This is a genomic window from Vallitalea okinawensis (assembly GCF_002964605.1).
Classification (GTDB): Bacteria; Bacillota; Clostridia; order Lachnospirales; family PQDH01; genus Vallitalea_A; species Vallitalea_A okinawensis.
The window spans coordinates 18,475-34,285 of record NZ_PQDH01000009.1; the positions used below are offsets into that span (position 1 = coordinate 18,475).

At 33.9% G+C, this 15,811-nt stretch carries 13 protein-coding genes; all 13 read right to left on the reverse strand.

What is annotated here, in order from left to right:
* Positions 1–115: 115 nt before the first annotated feature.
* Positions 116–2,692 carry a preprotein translocase subunit SecA gene (gene secA, locus C1Y58_RS20250; RefSeq protein ID WP_105618552.1) on the reverse strand — a complete coding sequence of 859 codons (2,577 nt, stop codon included), beginning with the start codon at positions 2,690–2,692 and terminating at the stop codon, positions 116–118.
* Positions 2,693–2,840: 148 nt separating this feature from the next.
* Positions 2,841–3,368, reverse strand: a complete 528-nt coding sequence (locus C1Y58_RS20255; protein ID WP_105618217.1) for a hypothetical protein — start codon at positions 3,366–3,368, stop codon at positions 2,841–2,843.
* 317 nt (positions 3,369–3,685) lie between these two features.
* Positions 3,686–4,222 (reverse strand): ribosome hibernation-promoting factor, HPF/YfiA family, encoded by a 537-nt coding sequence (gene hpf / locus C1Y58_RS20260; protein ID WP_105618219.1) that lies wholly within the window; start codon positions 4,220–4,222, stop codon positions 3,686–3,688.
* Between the two features lie 560 nt (positions 4,223–4,782).
* A complete protein-coding gene (locus C1Y58_RS20265) occupies positions 4,783–6,267 on the reverse strand; it encodes an alpha-L-fucosidase (protein ID WP_207655792.1) in 1,485 nt (494 codons plus the stop codon).
* Positions 6,268–6,541: 274 nt separating this feature from the next.
* Positions 6,542–7,999: a DUF4340 domain-containing protein gene (locus tag C1Y58_RS20270; protein ID WP_157950215.1), complete on the reverse strand. Its 1,458-nt coding sequence runs from the start codon at positions 7,997–7,999 to the stop codon at positions 6,542–6,544.
* A complete protein-coding gene (locus C1Y58_RS20275; protein WP_105618222.1) occupies positions 7,999–9,453 on the reverse strand; it encodes a GldG family protein in 1,455 nt (484 codons plus the stop codon). Before C1Y58_RS20275 ends, C1Y58_RS20270 begins: the two co-directional genes overlap by 1 nt.
* Before the next feature lie 13 nt (positions 9,454–9,466).
* Positions 9,467–10,333 carry an ABC transporter permease gene (locus C1Y58_RS20280; RefSeq protein WP_105618224.1) on the reverse strand — a complete coding sequence of 289 codons (867 nt, stop codon included), beginning with the start codon at positions 10,331–10,333 and terminating at the stop codon, positions 9,467–9,469.
* The gene (locus C1Y58_RS20285) at positions 10,314–11,282 is read right to left on the reverse strand and encodes an ABC transporter ATP-binding protein (RefSeq protein WP_105618226.1); all 969 of its coding nucleotides are present in this window, start codon (positions 11,280–11,282) and stop codon (positions 10,314–10,316) included. Before C1Y58_RS20285 ends, C1Y58_RS20280 begins: the two co-directional genes overlap by 20 nt.
* Positions 11,283–11,648: 366 nt before the next feature.
* The gene (locus C1Y58_RS20290; protein WP_105618228.1) at positions 11,649–12,455 is read right to left on the reverse strand and encodes a nitroreductase family protein; all 807 of its coding nucleotides are present in this window, start codon (positions 12,453–12,455) and stop codon (positions 11,649–11,651) included.
* A 106-nt stretch (positions 12,456–12,561) separates the two neighbouring features.
* Entirely contained in the window at positions 12,562–13,119 is a 558-nt protein-coding gene (locus C1Y58_RS20295) for a TetR/AcrR family transcriptional regulator (protein WP_105618230.1), read from the reverse strand.
* 123 nt (positions 13,120–13,242) lie between these two features.
* Positions 13,243–13,965, reverse strand: a complete 723-nt coding sequence (locus C1Y58_RS20300; RefSeq protein WP_105618232.1) for an amino acid ABC transporter ATP-binding protein — start codon at positions 13,963–13,965, stop codon at positions 13,243–13,245.
* A complete protein-coding gene (locus tag C1Y58_RS20305) occupies positions 13,952–14,665 on the reverse strand; it encodes an amino acid ABC transporter permease (protein WP_242985445.1) in 714 nt (237 codons plus the stop codon). Before C1Y58_RS20305 ends, C1Y58_RS20300 begins: the two co-directional genes overlap by 14 nt.
* 23 nt (positions 14,666–14,688) lie before the next feature.
* Positions 14,689–15,510: a basic amino acid ABC transporter substrate-binding protein gene (locus C1Y58_RS20310; protein WP_105618234.1), complete on the reverse strand. Its 822-nt coding sequence runs from the start codon at positions 15,508–15,510 to the stop codon at positions 14,689–14,691.
* Positions 15,511–15,811: the final 301 nt, after the last annotated feature.

Here is a 15,811-nt window from a genome sequence, read left to right on the forward strand (position 1 = left end):
ATACTTCCTGCACTATAAAACAATAACCTATAGAAAGTTCCCTCTCTATAGGTTATTATAGCTTTCTTAATAATTAATTTTACCATTATTAACGCATTTATTCAAGCCTAGTTTCTTACTCTCCTCTACCACAGCAATGCTTATACTTCTTACCACTACCACAAGTACAAGGATCATTTCGACCTACTTTAGGTTCCACTCTCTTTTTAGGCTGACGCTTACTTGTCGTATCATCACCACGATTTGTTGAAGTAACCTTAGCAACCCGTTCTCTTTGAGGTTGATGAGCAACTCGTACATGGTAAAGACCCTTTACTGTATCTTCTTTAATGTGCTCACTCATTTCATCAAACATATCAAAGCCAACAAATTGATACTCTACTAACGGATCTCTTTGACCATAAGCTTGTAAACCAATACCTTGACGCATTTGATCCATGTTATCAATGTGATCCATCCACTTTTTATCAATAACACGAAGAAGGATAACCCGCTCTATTTCACGCATTTGTTCAGCGCCAATTTCCGTTTCTTTTTCCTCATAAAGCTTGTTAGCCTCTTTTAAGATTCTATCCTTAAGCTCTTCTTTTGTGATCGTTTCTTTTTCTTCATCAGTAATATCAATTTCTTCAAGTGGAATAATAGATAGTAAATGTTCTTTTAAACTAACAAAATCCCAATTATCTGCATACTTCTCTTCACCTGTATACATAGTGATAGTAGAATCAACAATGCTATCAATCATACCCATTATCGTATCGCGAAGATCTTCACCTTCTAATACCTTACGACGCTCAGAATAGATAACCTCTCTTTGATCATTCATTACTTTATCAAAATCTAATAAACGTTTTCTTATAGAGAAGTTGTTACCTTCAACTTTCTTCTGTGCATTCTCAATGGCTCTTGAAAGCATTTTATGCTCTACAGGTTCATCCTCTGGAAGTCCCATGGATTCAACGATACCCTTCATTCTATCTGAACCGAATAAACGCATAAGATCATCATCTAAGGAGATATAGAATCTTGATTCACCTGGATCTCCTTGACGACCTGCACGACCTCTTAACTGATTATCGATACGTCTAGATTCATGCCTTTCTGTACCAATAATTTTAAGTCCTCCTGCTTCAATAACACCTTCACCTAATTTAATATCCGTACCACGACCTGCCATATTTGTAGCAATAGTAACAGCACCTGGTTGGCCTGCTTGAGCTACGATTTCAGCTTCCCTTTCATGATACTTAGCATTAAGAACCTGATGCTTAACACCTTTACGCTTCAGCATCTTACTTAACTCTTCAGAATCATCAATAGTAATTGTCCCTACAAGAACAGGTTGTTGCTTTTCATTAGAAGTTTTAATTTCTTCCACAACAGCATTGAATTTAGCAGCTCTTGTTTGATAGACAACATCCGAGTGGTCTTTACGAATAACAGGTTTATTCGTTGGTATAGCAATAACGTCCATACCATAAATATGTCTAAACTCCTCTTCCTCTGTTAAAGCTGTACCCGTCATACCTGCTTTTTTCTCATATTTATTAAAATAGTTCTGGAATGTAATAGTCGCCAATGTTTTACTTTCTCTTTGAACTTCAACACTCTCTTTTGCTTCAATGGCTTGATGTAACCCTTCTGAGTAACGACGTCCTGGCATTAAACGACCAGTAAAACCATCAACTATTACGATTTCTCCTTCATTAATAACATAATCTTGATCACGATGCATAAGATTTCTAGCTTTAAGAGCAATTGTCATGTGATGTTGAATCTCCATATTCTCTGGATCTGCTAAGTTCTCAAGTCCAAAGAATTGTTCAACTTTCTTAACACCCTCAGCCGTTAATGTAACTGATTTAGCTTTCTCATCAATAACGAAGTCGCCTTCTTCTTGCACCTCTTCTTGCATAATTTGCGCTAACTTTGATTGGTCACCTATGATTTGACCCTTTTTCATTCGCATAGCTAACATATCAGCTGCTTTATAGAGTTTAGTCGACTTACCTGAACTACCGGAAATTATCAATGGTGTACGAGCTTCATCAATTAAAACAGAGTCAGCCTCATCGATAATCGCAAATCTCAAATCTCTTTGAACCATTTCTTTTTTATAAATAACCATGTTATCTCTTAAATAGTCAAAACCAAACTCATTGTTTGTACCATAGGTAATATCACAACCGTAAGCTTCTCTTCTCTCATCATTGTCCATATCGTGAAGAATACAACCTACATTTAAACCAAGGAACCTATGCACTTGTCCCATCTCTTCTGAATCACGATGTGCTAAATAGTCATTGACTGTTACAACGTGTACCCCTTCGCCAACAAGACCATTGAGGTATGCAGGTAAAGCAGATACAAGGGTTTTACCTTCACCTGTTTTCATTTCCGCTACACGTCCCTGATGAAGTACTACTCCACAGATTAACTGTACACGATAAGCACGTAACCCTAAAACTCTCTTAGCTGCTTCACGAACAACAGCATATGCTTCTGGCATTAAATCATCTATAGTTTCACCTTTTGCTAATCTTCCTTTAAACTCTGTAGTTTTTGCTTTCAATTGTTCATCTGAAAGTTTTTCCATTTCCGGCTCTAAACTTTCAATATGGTCAACCACAGGGTTAACTTGCTTCAATTCTCTTTCACTATGTGTTCCAAATATTTTTTCTAAAAACTCTATCACAATAGTCACCTACCAATATTTTATTCCTAATAGCCTTTTCAAGCATTATGTGGCTATCTTCCCTTTATCAATTAATTTTACCATTTATATAGTTACTATTCAAGTAGCGCGGCTTTACTCAAAAACCGCGTCATTGCAGGCCTTATTAAGCCTCTTCATACCACCTTGCTTGGTCTCGTATTTGCAACTTCTTTTTACTCATATCTGTGAGTAATTGAAGTATATGAGTATCCGAAACAGGCATTTGTACATTCTGCTCATGGTTTTCATCAATATTAGGAACCACAACTCTTGTTTCATTAACAATTGGTATTAATGAATTGGATTTTGTTAGTTCTAACCTTTTATACAACATCGGCTTTGCAGCAAGCTGTATTCCCTCTTCTTTTGCAACGGCTTCTTTGTATTCTTGTAGCACTGCAAGAGCTTTAATGATCTCCTCCTTGTTGGAGAAGAACTTAAAACCATCTAGTAAATCTTCTTCTGTAAATAACCCTTCTTCAAGATGTCTCACTAACTCATCAAGCTGTTTGATCACCATCTTCTCTCTCATGTTCTTATAAACCATTAAGAAATCTTCTTGGGTTATACTCTGAATAGAGAACAATAACATCAGAAGTCCTGTTGCAAGAAAAAATACTCTGGTGAAGCCAGAATGTTTTTCTTTCCTCATCGTGTCACCTCTATATAAATAACTCTTCTTATTCTTTATTTTAATATTACTCTTTATTATAACATCATTTTGTACTTTTTTATAGAAAAATTCTTAAATCAATTATAACAGATAGTTATGTCTTTATTATGTCTTTTTCATTAACATACAGAGTTTATCTTATCAACTAAGATAAATAAATACAACTAGAAATATATACATATGTATTTTATGAGATTGTAGAAACTACGCCTATTTTAGTAAGTTTATAAATAATAAGGGCAGTTGCTTTTAAACAACCGCCCTTACTGTTTATATTATTCTCTTATCATCGTATTTTAAAATTCTGGTTCAATTAATCCATATGTTCCTTGTTTCTTTCTCTTATAAACGACGTTAACTTCTCCAGTGTCTCCATTTCTAAATACAAAGAAATCATGGCCTAATAATTCCATTTCAAGGCAAGCATCTTCTGGATACATAGGTTTTAATGCAAAACGCTTACTTCTAACTATTTTCATTTCCTCTTCTTCTTCAACATCTGTAATAAGGAAATTTAAATTCTCTTTGAAAGGACTATCCACTTTATGTCTATTATTTAATTTCTTTTTATGTTTAACCAATTGACGCTCAACCACATCAACAACTTCATCTATAGCAGTATACATATCTTCTGATTGGACTTCTGCTCGAATGACGGAGCCTTTAATCGGTATTGTTACTTCTAATATATGGCGTAATTTTTCAACACTCATTGTTACGTATACTTCTGTGTCATCCACAAAAAGTTTATCTAATCGACTTAGTTTTGACTCTACTTTCTCTCTAAGAGCTTTCGTTACATCAATATTTCTACCAGTAATAATAAAACGCATGAAACCAACTCCCTTTTATCTCCCTTACCACTTATAATAGGAGAAATATTTTGAATATTTGGTATTATTAAAAAAATTGGTGTGACTTAAGATGTGGTATAACAATATTTTAATTTGTTATATATATTATATTCTCCATGTTTTAAAAAAATCCTTCTAACTTTTTTAATTTTAAATAAAGTTAAAAGAATGTTAACAAATGAATAAATATACTTTAAATTTAATATTAATTCATCTCGGTTATACTTTAAACACTCATTCACTCTGTGGATAACTCATATATTTTATAATATTTATCCACTTCATAAAAATAATTTTATGTGGATAATGTGTATAAGTTTGTGTATAACCCATTTTTAAAAGCTATTTTACCGGTCCCACATGTGTATAAACTGTATTTATTGTTTTAAAACCAAAATTAATAAATTTAAAAATCGTCTGACAATTTACGCATAATAATTCATCCACTTTCATACATTAAAGTCATAATGAACTTTAGTTCCGTACTCGTTAATTCGTGAACTATATTAGACCACTGAATCAAATCAGTGGTCTATTTTTTAATTCTTTAAGGTAAGCTTATAAACGTATGCAATGTCACAAGGCTTTTTCTCTGGAACTTGAATTTTAATCTCTTCACTATCTTGGGACCAAATGATAGTTTCATTACAGCCGAGTAATTCCACCTTCTCTACTTCTATTCCCTCTGATGATAATGATTGAATGGTTGTATACCCGCCTTCAGCCCATGCAAGATTAATTGCGTACAGAAGATTACCCTTTTTAGTAAATCTAAAGTCTTTAGCAGTATAGTTTATCTTATCTTCATTAAAAGAACCACCTGATGACATGATTTCACCTTCACCAAAGGTTATCCATGGTCGCGTTTCATAAATAGCTTCACCATTAATCGCCATCCATTCCGATATACCTTCAATAACATGCATACTTGTTTCATCAATTGTTCCATCAGCTCTTAGAGGAACATTAAGTAGAAGATTACCGTTCTTACTAACGATATCAACCAACATATGTATAACCTGTTCAGCTGTTTTATAAGACTGATGTCTATTATAATACCAACCGCCTAAACATGTATCCGTCTGCCATGGAACATCTTTGATATCACTTATTACACCTCTTTCTAAATCCTGTACCCCAATACCCTCTTCATATTCGCCATGATAGTGACCACTCTTTGCATCACTTTGCACAAAATTTTTAAGGTTATATACAGTTTCAAGTGAACCATTATGTTTTATGCTTGCGTTATATAAGTTGGCTATCATCTTTCTTCCAATATCACCAAAGGGTACTCCTCCGTCGGTATACAATAAGTCTGGACTATATTTTTCAACGATATCATATATTCTTGCATACCAGTTCCAAACAAATTCATAGGATGGGTTAACTGGATAAGACATACTTCTATCAGGATGATTTTCATAATAAAGCTCTGAATATCTCCTGTCATTGCCATCATAAGGTACCATAGCATACTTCCCATCCCTATCAGATCCCTTATTCGTATTAAACCAACTATAGGATCTCTCATGATGAACAGTTACACCAAAATGCAAACCTTCTTCTAATGCTGCCTCTTTCCACATACCTACAATATCATTTTCTGGACCCATATTAACTGAGTTCCATTTATGATATGTAGAGTCCCAACAATCAAAGTTATCATGGTGAACTGCAAGGGCAATAAAATATTTAGCTCCAGCCCTTTTATAGAGTTTGATTATCTCTGATGGATTAAAATTTTCTGCTCTCCATAGTTTAACAATATCCTTATAGCCAAATTCTGAAGGATGGCCATAGTTTTTACAATGATATTTATATTGCTCACTTCCCTCAATATACATATTCCTCGCATACCAGTCACCTTCCCCAGGAACAGCCTGTGGTCCCCAATGTGCCCACATCCCAAATTTGGCATCCCTAAACCAGTCAGGACACTTATATTGTTTCAATGAATCCCATGTTTCCTTAAATGGACCTTCGGTGAAAAAAAATTCACCTTTACTCATTACATTTTTCATTATTATCCCCCTTTGCAAATGATATTATATTGTTTACATTGTACTCTACATTTTTGATCCGTTACCATGGACATTTTTTATAAAATCATGTACTTTTACCTTCCAATACAATGATCACGTCAAGTTCTATCACTATACAAAGACAGTACAAAAGTGGCTAACGCCACGTTAAAACTGAAATAGGAAAGTACGGTACCTTGCGAGCAAAACTCGAACTTTCCTATTCCAAAAAAAGAATAGCCTATCAACTAGACTATTCCTAAAAACATTCATTTTATTCTTCTATAGGCCATTCACCTTCAGCTACTGCATTAAGCATTTCAAACATGAATTCTACTTCATCAGCAGACACCGCATAGTATAAGCCTTCTTCCATTTTGGTTACATAGAAGTTATTATCCTCTGGATAAGTATAGTACTCTACAAATTTTTGAGTGCCATCAGCTAAGTTATATTGAAGGGTTACTTTCTCACTATCGCTTAGATCTAGCTCTTCTCTTACGTCAAAATCTGCAGTAAGACCAATGACTAATTGATAGATATCTCTAAAGGCTTCATCTTCAATGACATTACCAGCAAGGTAGAAAGTCTCTGTTACTTCCTCTTCTTCCTTTCCGTCATCTTTCTTAACCGTATTGTACTCTCTTTCCATCTCAAGGACATACTCCTCAGACATACCAGAAACAATAATTTGATCTACTTCTAAAATATTCACAATATAAATCAGTGAGTCTGTAAGGTCAAATGGATCAAATACTACTTTCTCAAGTAACTCATTATACCTCATACCGTAAATAACGTTCTTATCAGATGGTTTAAAATAAATGAATTCCACATCTTCTTCCTTATAAGTATCACCAAACTGGTAATCCATGCGTAAAACATTACCTTGTTGATCTGGTAAGCTTTCAGCTTTAAAGGTTAAGTTGGGATCATCTAATCCGTATTTCCCTAAATCTGTAGGGTTATCATCCACATACATATCAATACTAACTGTAGGGAAATTAGGAATAACCACTTCTTCAAAGCCATAGGAGTCTACTGATTTAGGTTCATTATAAGGCTGAATCATTTTATGGGTGGAATATGTGTCAGGATTATCCTCTAAAGTAATCTCAATGGTGTCATGATCTTTTAAATCGATATATAAATATGCTAATGCAGTTGGATCTACATTTACAACTTTATCATCTCTCAAATCACTGATATCATAACTTGCAAATCTACCATAATTATTTGATACCGTGTAGACAGTAGGATCCTCTTCCATCATGGCATAATAAGCATATCCTTCTGGAGTTTTATTACCTATAGATAAAGTTTTTGCCGTTCCATCTACTAAAGTTGCCTTAATAGTAGCAAAAGGATCCGCTAAACCATATTTTGATAAATCCGTTTCATCTCCTATTTCCTCAATAAGGCGATCTGCTCTTAAGGAAGTAAACATACTTTCAAAGTTAGATACCAAGTAGGTTTTCATCTCGTAGTCTTCATAACCTGTAATAGACCATTCATTCTCATCAACCTTTACAAAATCAAATTCACCATTGTTATTCTTTAAAGCTATCTTGGTAATATCTTCTTTTGCTATCTCGGATATCATAATGGCTTCTTCTTTAACCGGTATCTCTTCTTCCTTCTTATTATCATTGTAGTAAGTCACTGCAAATAAAGAACCGCAAAGTAATACTAATACGACTACCCAAATAACTAACTTCTTTGAACGATTCATTATAGATGTCTCCTCCTTAACCATACGCTTATACCGTATACGATAACTATAAGTGGTAATAGTATGATAAAGAATCCAGCATATAATAAAGCTTGAGTTTGATCTAATACCAATCTTTCTAGCATTTCACTTTTTGGTAATATAGATATACTATCTTCTTGATCGGATAACCAGTTAGCTCCATTAATCAGGAAATCTAAGTTACCAGTAGAAGCAATTAAACTATCTTCCATAATAGCTGAAGTACTTACAACGACAAGTTTAGATGTAAGTGTGGTATTTTCTATATCATTATAGTTATCTTCAGTAACTGCCACAGCAACATTAAATGGTCCTGGCACATCCCCTTCTTCCATCTCAACAGTTTGAGAATTAGGGTCAGCTTTTAAGTAAGCATCTTTTGTCGTTGTTAAAAGGGGTGTTACATCTGTTTGACTTTTCTTCTGATCAAGTTCACGAATAGCAGCTGCCTGCGGAATAACTACGTTAAGATCATTAGCTGCTAAGCCATCTGTAATATCATGTGATTCTAAATTTGGTAATAAAATATTTGCATAGTATCCCATCATATGAGATTTATCACCTTCTACGATTACACCTGAATCAACAGCTAAACCGTAACGTTTTAGAATACTATTGAAGTTCGGCATATCCGGTGTGTTAAAGTCCACAAAGATAATTGCTCGCCCACCGGCCTCCATATACTCCGTCACTTTTACAGTTTCATCTTCAGTTAAATCCAATTTAGGTGAATTAATCACTATGATATTATCTTCAGCTGCTTCGATCTCATCTGTTAGAAGATTAACTTCCTTTGACTCATAGTTCTGTGATTTCAATTGCTCTGTCAAACTATAGGACAATGAGCTTTCATTATGTCCACTTACCACATAGACCATTGGTAATTCTTCTTTTATAACGTAATCTATTGCAGAAGTTATAGCTTGTTCTGCATCCAAAGTTTGTTGTTGTGTGTATTGGTTATATGCATACATATCGTAAGGAGATACTACCCTAAAACGAGTAGGTGCATTTTCATTCACAACAATTAAACTTCCAGTTTGAATCATTTCATCCGGACCAGTCTTATACTGTTCAACAAAGTTTGGATTTAAGACCGGATCAATGCTTTGAACATTAATGTAATTACTTGCTTTTTCATAATCTTTTAAGATATTCATAATCGTCTCATCTTCGCCTCCAGCTTCATATAAGGCATAGACGGTTATTGGATCTTCATTATTTTCTAACAACGTTTCAGTTGTATCAGAAATAGAGAATATGCTATTTGGTGTTAAATCAAATGTTAAGTTCAATTCAGATACAACCAAATTGACAACGATTAAGATAGCAATCAATATAAACGAAACAACTGCTGAATAGCCACCGTATCTTAATTTTTTAGATTTAAAAGAGCCTTTATTCTCTGATTTTATCTTATTTTCCTTACTCATTGCTTTAACCCCCTTAGCTCCATCTTCTTTTCTCAACAACTTGAATTGTTAAGAATACAAAGATAGTAGTGAATGAAATGTAGTATACAACTGTGCTAAAGTCCAAAATCCCCATATAAAAACCACTACTATAGCGGTTAATAAGAGAGAACCAATCAAGGAAGTTAACAATGATTCCTTCATAAATTGTTGGCTTGATAAAATAACCAACTGCAATACTAGCTAGACCTAGTACACTAATAAGACCTGCTACAATCTTATTTTTTGTTGAGTTATAAATAAATGCTCCAATAGCTATTATAAGAATTGCTAAGAATATAACTGAAGATGTAACATCAGCCGGAGCAATTTGTTTGAAATTATCTATATATAGCATTAGCATAAATACTGCAAAGGTTGCTATAGCTGAAACAACTTGATTTTCAGTTAATGCTGAAATATATAAACCAATTGAAATGAATGTAGCGCCTAATAGAATCATTCCAAAATAAGCACCTATAATTTTCGCCCATGGTAACGTACCAAAAGTGCTTAATGCTAATGGATGTAAAAAAGTTATTACTGTTGGTATAATAAACAATGTTAAGGCTGCTAAGAATTTACCCAAAACATAACCAGAGGTATTGATAGGTGCTGTTAATATCAACTGATCTGTTTTCATTCTCTTTTCTTCTGATAATAGTCGCATGGTTAGTAAGGGGACACCTAATAATAGAATGGTAGTGATATTAGCCAATACATAAGTATAATCTGGTTCACTATAAAAGATATTAATCATAAAAAAATAAAAACCAAACATCACCAAGAAAAATGCTATAAAACCATAAGCAATTGGTGATTTAAAGTATGATTTTAATTCTTTATTGAAGATCGCTAACATACGCTTCACCTGCTTTCTTTTGACCTGTTACTTCTAAGAAGATATCTTCTAGAGATACATCTAAAGATTTCATCATTATAATAGGATAGTCTTTTTCTTTACACACATTAAAAATTGGAATACGAATATCGATTTCATCTTCGCCTTCCACAACGATGTCAACAGATCCTTTTTCAGAAATACGATCAATTTCAGCATATTTAACACCAGGAATTTCTTTAATTGATTTAAGCACATCCGTTTTTGGTCCAACAATTCTTAAAGATAAACGATTCACTTGGTTAATAATGCGTGATAAGTTTTCTGGTGTATCACTAGCAACAATTTTTCCTTTATTAATGATAATGACACGGTCGCATACAGCACTTACTTCAGAAAGAATATGTGAGCTTAAAATAACTGTATGTTCTTTACCTAATTCTCTTACTAAAGTACGAATTTCAATAATTTGTTTTGGATCCAAACCTACAGTTGGCTCGTCAAGAATTAACACCTCTGGATTGCCAACAAGAGCTTGTGCCAAACCAACTCTTTGTTTATAACCCTTTGACAAGTTTTTAATCAGTCGCCCGCGGACATCTTGGATTTTAACTAGTTTATATATACGCTTTTTATTTTCTTCAACCTCTTTTTTGGGTACCTTCTTTAAAGCACAAACAAAGTCAATGTACTCATCTACTGTCATATCAAAATAAAGCGGTGGTTGCTCCGGTAAGTAACCAATCTTCTTCTTAGCTTCAATAGGATTCTCTAAGATATCAATCCCATCAATCATCGCCTCTCCATCAGTAGCAGAAATGTAACCTGTTAAGATGTTCATAGATGTAGATTTACCCGCTCCATTAGGACCTAAGAAACCAACGATTTCTCCTTTTTCTATGTTAAAATTCACATTGTTAAGAGCCACATGCTCTCCATATTTTTTTGTTAAACCTCTGACCTCTATCAAGCGTATACCTCCCATTCTCTAATCTTTCTTTATTTTACTTAATAATCATGAATAGAATATGAATAAATTGTTAAATTCTTACCCTTCAGAATGAACCCTTTTTCATGATTTAATGCAGTTTTCCATCTTACATAGGATACCATGTTTTAACAAGTTTTTAAAGCATACAAGCCTTATTTATACAATTATTAACAATATATTATAAAGTTATGACTTGATTTTAACAGATTGCTCATTTACTTTTAAATCGCTTAGCATATTCACTAATATTTCTCTGTTTTTCTTGTACATGCCGTCTAACCAGTTTATGTACAAAAAGAGGCTAGGAAAATCCTAGCCTCAGACTGTAGATAAAAGGTTATTTTTCTATCTTATACTACAAACATATTCTGTTAACTCGCTTAGAGGAGATATTTGCGGATTCTCTACAACGTAATTACTCTTACCACTGGACATTACGTAATGGGATATTGCTATTCCCATATCCAACATTTGAATATCATAGCCTGCTTTTAAACCATCATAACCCGGTGTTCTTTCTAAATAGAAATGTGCAGTTCCTTCATCATTCATAATAACTCGCCATGGCTGCTTATTCGATGCACTTGGTGCAAGTCTAACCATTTCTAAATGATTTTTAGATCTAGGATCATTCATCTTATTTGTAAAATCATATTTGTAGAATAGGTCATCAAAGTCCTTACGCTTATCTCCTTCAACCATTTTTCTAAAGGCTTTTTCTTTGAGTCCTTGTCTTCTAGCAGCCTTTCCTACCGGGCTTATGATAGGAATAAACTCATCGGATTCTAACTTTTGACTGATAGCCAATTCTTCTCTTTTAAATGTAGCACCCAACCAACAAGTACCTAGACCATAACTTTCTAAATATAGTACAAGATTTTCAAATACAAATCCACAATCCAGTAAACTATCTTTTTCATTTTTACAGATGGCTATTAAGAATGCAGGTGCTTTACTAATCACGCCATATGTCCCTATTTTCCCATTTAGTTTACCATGTGTCTCTTTTAATATAATCCTGGTTTTATTACCATTTGGACCTATCAAGTTTTCTCTTTTAGAAATATACTTATTGATTAGATTGACTTCCTTTTCTGTTAAACTTTCTCCCGAGAAAGTCCGTACTGACTTTCTAGTTAAAATACTCTCCATTTTTTACCTCCCGTGATATCTTAGTAATTATCATTAGAAATGCTCTTTTATCATTCATAGTAGTAGGTAGGTTATTGTGTAAAATATAAGTAACCTTAAAGGCTACTTATGATTTGTCTAAAATACTGAATATAACTTCTTTTACTTTCTCTTTATGACTTTCCTTACTTGCTAATTGGTACAAAACTGCACCTTTTATGGCATATAAAATAAGCTCTGCTGTACCTTCAACATCCTCTACAAGAAAATAACCCTGTTCAATTCCTAAAATTAATGTATCAATAATAGATTTTCTCTCTGCTCTATTGATCTCGATTAAGATATTTGCCATTGAATCAGGAATACTATTGATTTGTGACTGTAAAGATGAAATCGGACAATTGGCTTCTTCGTCAACTTCCAATAATAATGCATCAATCCAATAATTCAGCCGTTCTCTTGCATCATCATATCCTAAGGACTCCTTATACATAGAGAAGCCATTACGTACCAGTTGTTCACATACTGCCACTCCCAATTGTTCTTTTTTGGGATAATGGTGATGCAATGTTGCCTTTGTTATGCCAATGATCTCTGATAAGTCTTTATAACTAAAACTATCATAGCCATATTTCTTAATTAATTTTAATGCTACTTCTATAATCTCTTGTTTTCTATTTTCCATATTTAAATTTTATCATACTAGTAGGTAGGGTGTCAAGATCATTATTCGAAAGACCCTTGATTTTATCAATAGCCTGAGGCTAGGAAAATCCTAGCCTCTCTGAAGAAAATAATATATATGAAATTATAAGACCTTACTTAAGAATTCTTTTGTTCGTGGATGTTGTGGATTATCGAAGATTTGTTCAGGTGTTCCCTCTTCTGCGATAATTCCTTCATCCATGAACAATACTCGTGAAGCTACTTCTTTAGCAAAACCCATCTCATGGGTTACTACTACCATGGTCATACCTTCGTTACCGAGTTGCTTCATAACCTCTAAAACTTCACCAACCATTTCTGGATCTAATGCTGAGGTGGGTTCATCAAAGAGCATCACATCCGGTTTCATGGCTAAAGCTCTAACAATGGCTATACGTTGTTTTTGTCCACCTGAAAGCTGTTTAGGATAAGCTGTTGCTTTATCTTCTAACCCAACTCTTTCGAGTAGCTCCATAGCTTCTTTCTCTGCCTGCTCTTTCGATATTTTTTTCACTTTCATTGGACCTATAGTGATATTATCCAACACCTTCTTATGGGGGAATAGATTAAAGTGTTGAAAGACCATACCCATTTTCTGACGATGACTATTAATGTTTATTTTTTTACTGGTTATATCCGTTCCTTCAAAGATGATCTGTCCATCTGTTGGTTCTTCAAGGAGGTTAAGACATCTAAGAAAAGTACTCTTTCCTGATCCACTTGGACCAATGACGACCACAACCTCCCCCTTTTCAATGGAGTTATTGATGCCTTTTAAGACATGTAGCTCATTAAATTTTTTATGCAAATTCTTAACGGCAATCACTGGCTCTTAACCTCCTTTCAACTTGACGCATAATCGTTGTAAATATTGTAGTGAGGCATAAGTATATGAAGGCTGCCATCAATAATGGTTCTGTTGCTGAATAGGTTTGAGAGATGATGGTATTGGCTACTCTCGTAATATCAAATCCTGCTATAAAGCCAATTACTGCTGTCTCTTTTAATAAGACAATAAATTCACTTACTAGTGTAGGTAGAATCTTAGTAACAGCTTGAGGAATGATGATCAATCGCATGGTCATTACGTGTCCCATACCAAGAGATCTAGCTGCCTCCATCTGCCCCTTATCGATTCCTTGTATACCTGCACGGATAATCTCAGCTACGTAAGCGCCACTATTAATTCCGAAAGCTATGGCACCTATGAGCAGCTTTGGCAAGCTAGAACTTGCAAATACCACTAAGTAGATGAACATGATTTGTATCATCGCAGGCGTTCCACGAATAATATCTGTATAGAGGGTAGCAAGGAAGCGTAGCAACTTATGCTTAGAAAGCTTACATAAAGCTACAACGATACCTATTACTAGTCCAATGATTAATGCTAAGAAGGTTAACTCCAATGTGAAAATTGTCCCCTCTACCCAGTACATATACCTTGGATATCCTCCCATAGGTTCTGGTCCTAGAACCACCTGATAGAAGTTTTCAAACCATTCCATTATTGTCACATAGATGTCCATTTCCCCACCTCAATTTCTAATACTTATTCTACACTTGCATCTTTAAAATATTGATTGTAAAACTCATCATAAGTTCCGTCTTCTTTAATAGTTTTTAATGTATCGTTAACTGCTTTTAACAGTTCTTCATTTCCTTTAGGTACTGCAATAGCATATTCTTCATGAGATAGCGCTTCATCAAGAATAACTGTCCCCTCATTATTAGCAATAAGTTTTTTAGCAGGTTCTTGATCGATAACCACTGCATCTACCTTACCATTCATTAAGTCCATAACCGCTGCATACCCAGCATTAAAACTTTGAACGTCTGATCCTTCAATATCTTTAGCTAACATTTCACCAGTTGTACCAATCTGTGCACCTATTTTTTTATTAACTAAATCATCCGGACCATTGATCTCCGTATTATCTGCTAACTTAATGATCACCTGTGTAGATACAAAATATGGATCAGAGAAATCAACATGTTGCTTTCTTTCTTCTGTTACTGTTAAGCCTGCAGCTACAAAATCAACTTTTCCTGCTTGTAATGCTGGAATCAAAGAATCAAAGGCCATGTTCTCAATGACAAGTTCTTTATCAATTGTACTAGCAATGGCTTCTGAGATATCTATATCAAAACCAACGACTTTATTTCCTGACATGTATTCAAAGGGTGCAAATTCTGCATTAGTTCCCATCACAATTGTGGTTACTTCATCTTCATTAGTTTTCTCTTCCTTTTTCTCAGCTTCTTTTTCTACCACTGTCTCTTTCTCTTCTACTGATGCATTGGTTGCTGAGCACCCTGCTAATGTAAATAATCCTATTATTAATATAATGAATGATAACATACTCTTTTTCATAATTTATTTCCTCCCCAAATAAGTAGTTTTGTATTATTATACATATAAATGAATATTAATTCAATAGTTATTTTAAAATTTACGTATATTTATTCATTTCATGCAAATACGGCATGTATATTAATAATATTTATGCAAAATGCTTATAAATATTTATATTAATTTTGCAACATTACCTTGTTTTTCTTTAATTTCACCCTTAATGTCAAGTGTCTAGACTAAAGAAAGTATATTTATACAAAGAAAGAGAATGAATATGCACTCATCCTCTTTCTTTCCCCTATTGATAGATACTGAAGCT

Coding starts and splice junctions, on each gene's coding strand:
- C1Y58_RS20255 (WP_105618217.1), bottom strand. CDS start 3,368: ATGAGGAAAGAAAAACATTCTGGCTTCACCAGAGTATTTTTTCTTGCA.
- hpf (WP_105618219.1), bottom strand. CDS start 4,222: ATGCGTTTTATTATTACTGGTAGAAATATTGATGTAACGAAAGCTCTT.
- C1Y58_RS20265 (WP_207655792.1), bottom strand. CDS start 6,267: ATGAAAAATGTAATGAGTAAAGGTGAATTTTTTTTCACCGAAGGTCCA.
- C1Y58_RS20270 (WP_157950215.1), bottom strand. CDS start 7,999: ATGAATCGTTCAAAGAAGTTAGTTATTTGGGTAGTCGTATTAGTATTA.
- C1Y58_RS20275 (WP_105618222.1), bottom strand. CDS start 9,453: ATGAGTAAGGAAAATAAGATAAAATCAGAGAATAAAGGCTCTTTTAAA.
- C1Y58_RS20280 (WP_105618224.1), bottom strand. CDS start 10,333: ATGTTAGCGATCTTCAATAAAGAATTAAAATCATACTTTAAATCACCA.
- C1Y58_RS20290 (WP_105618228.1), bottom strand. CDS start 12,455: ATGGAGAGTATTTTAACTAGAAAGTCAGTACGGACTTTCTCGGGAGAA.
- C1Y58_RS20295 (WP_105618230.1), bottom strand. CDS start 13,119: ATGGAAAATAGAAAACAAGAGATTATAGAAGTAGCATTAAAATTAATT.
- C1Y58_RS20305 (WP_242985445.1), bottom strand. CDS start 14,665: ATGGACATCTATGTGACAATAATGGAATGGTTTGAAAACTTCTATCAG.
- C1Y58_RS20310 (WP_105618234.1), bottom strand. CDS start 15,510: ATGAAAAAGAGTATGTTATCATTCATTATATTAATAATAGGATTATTT.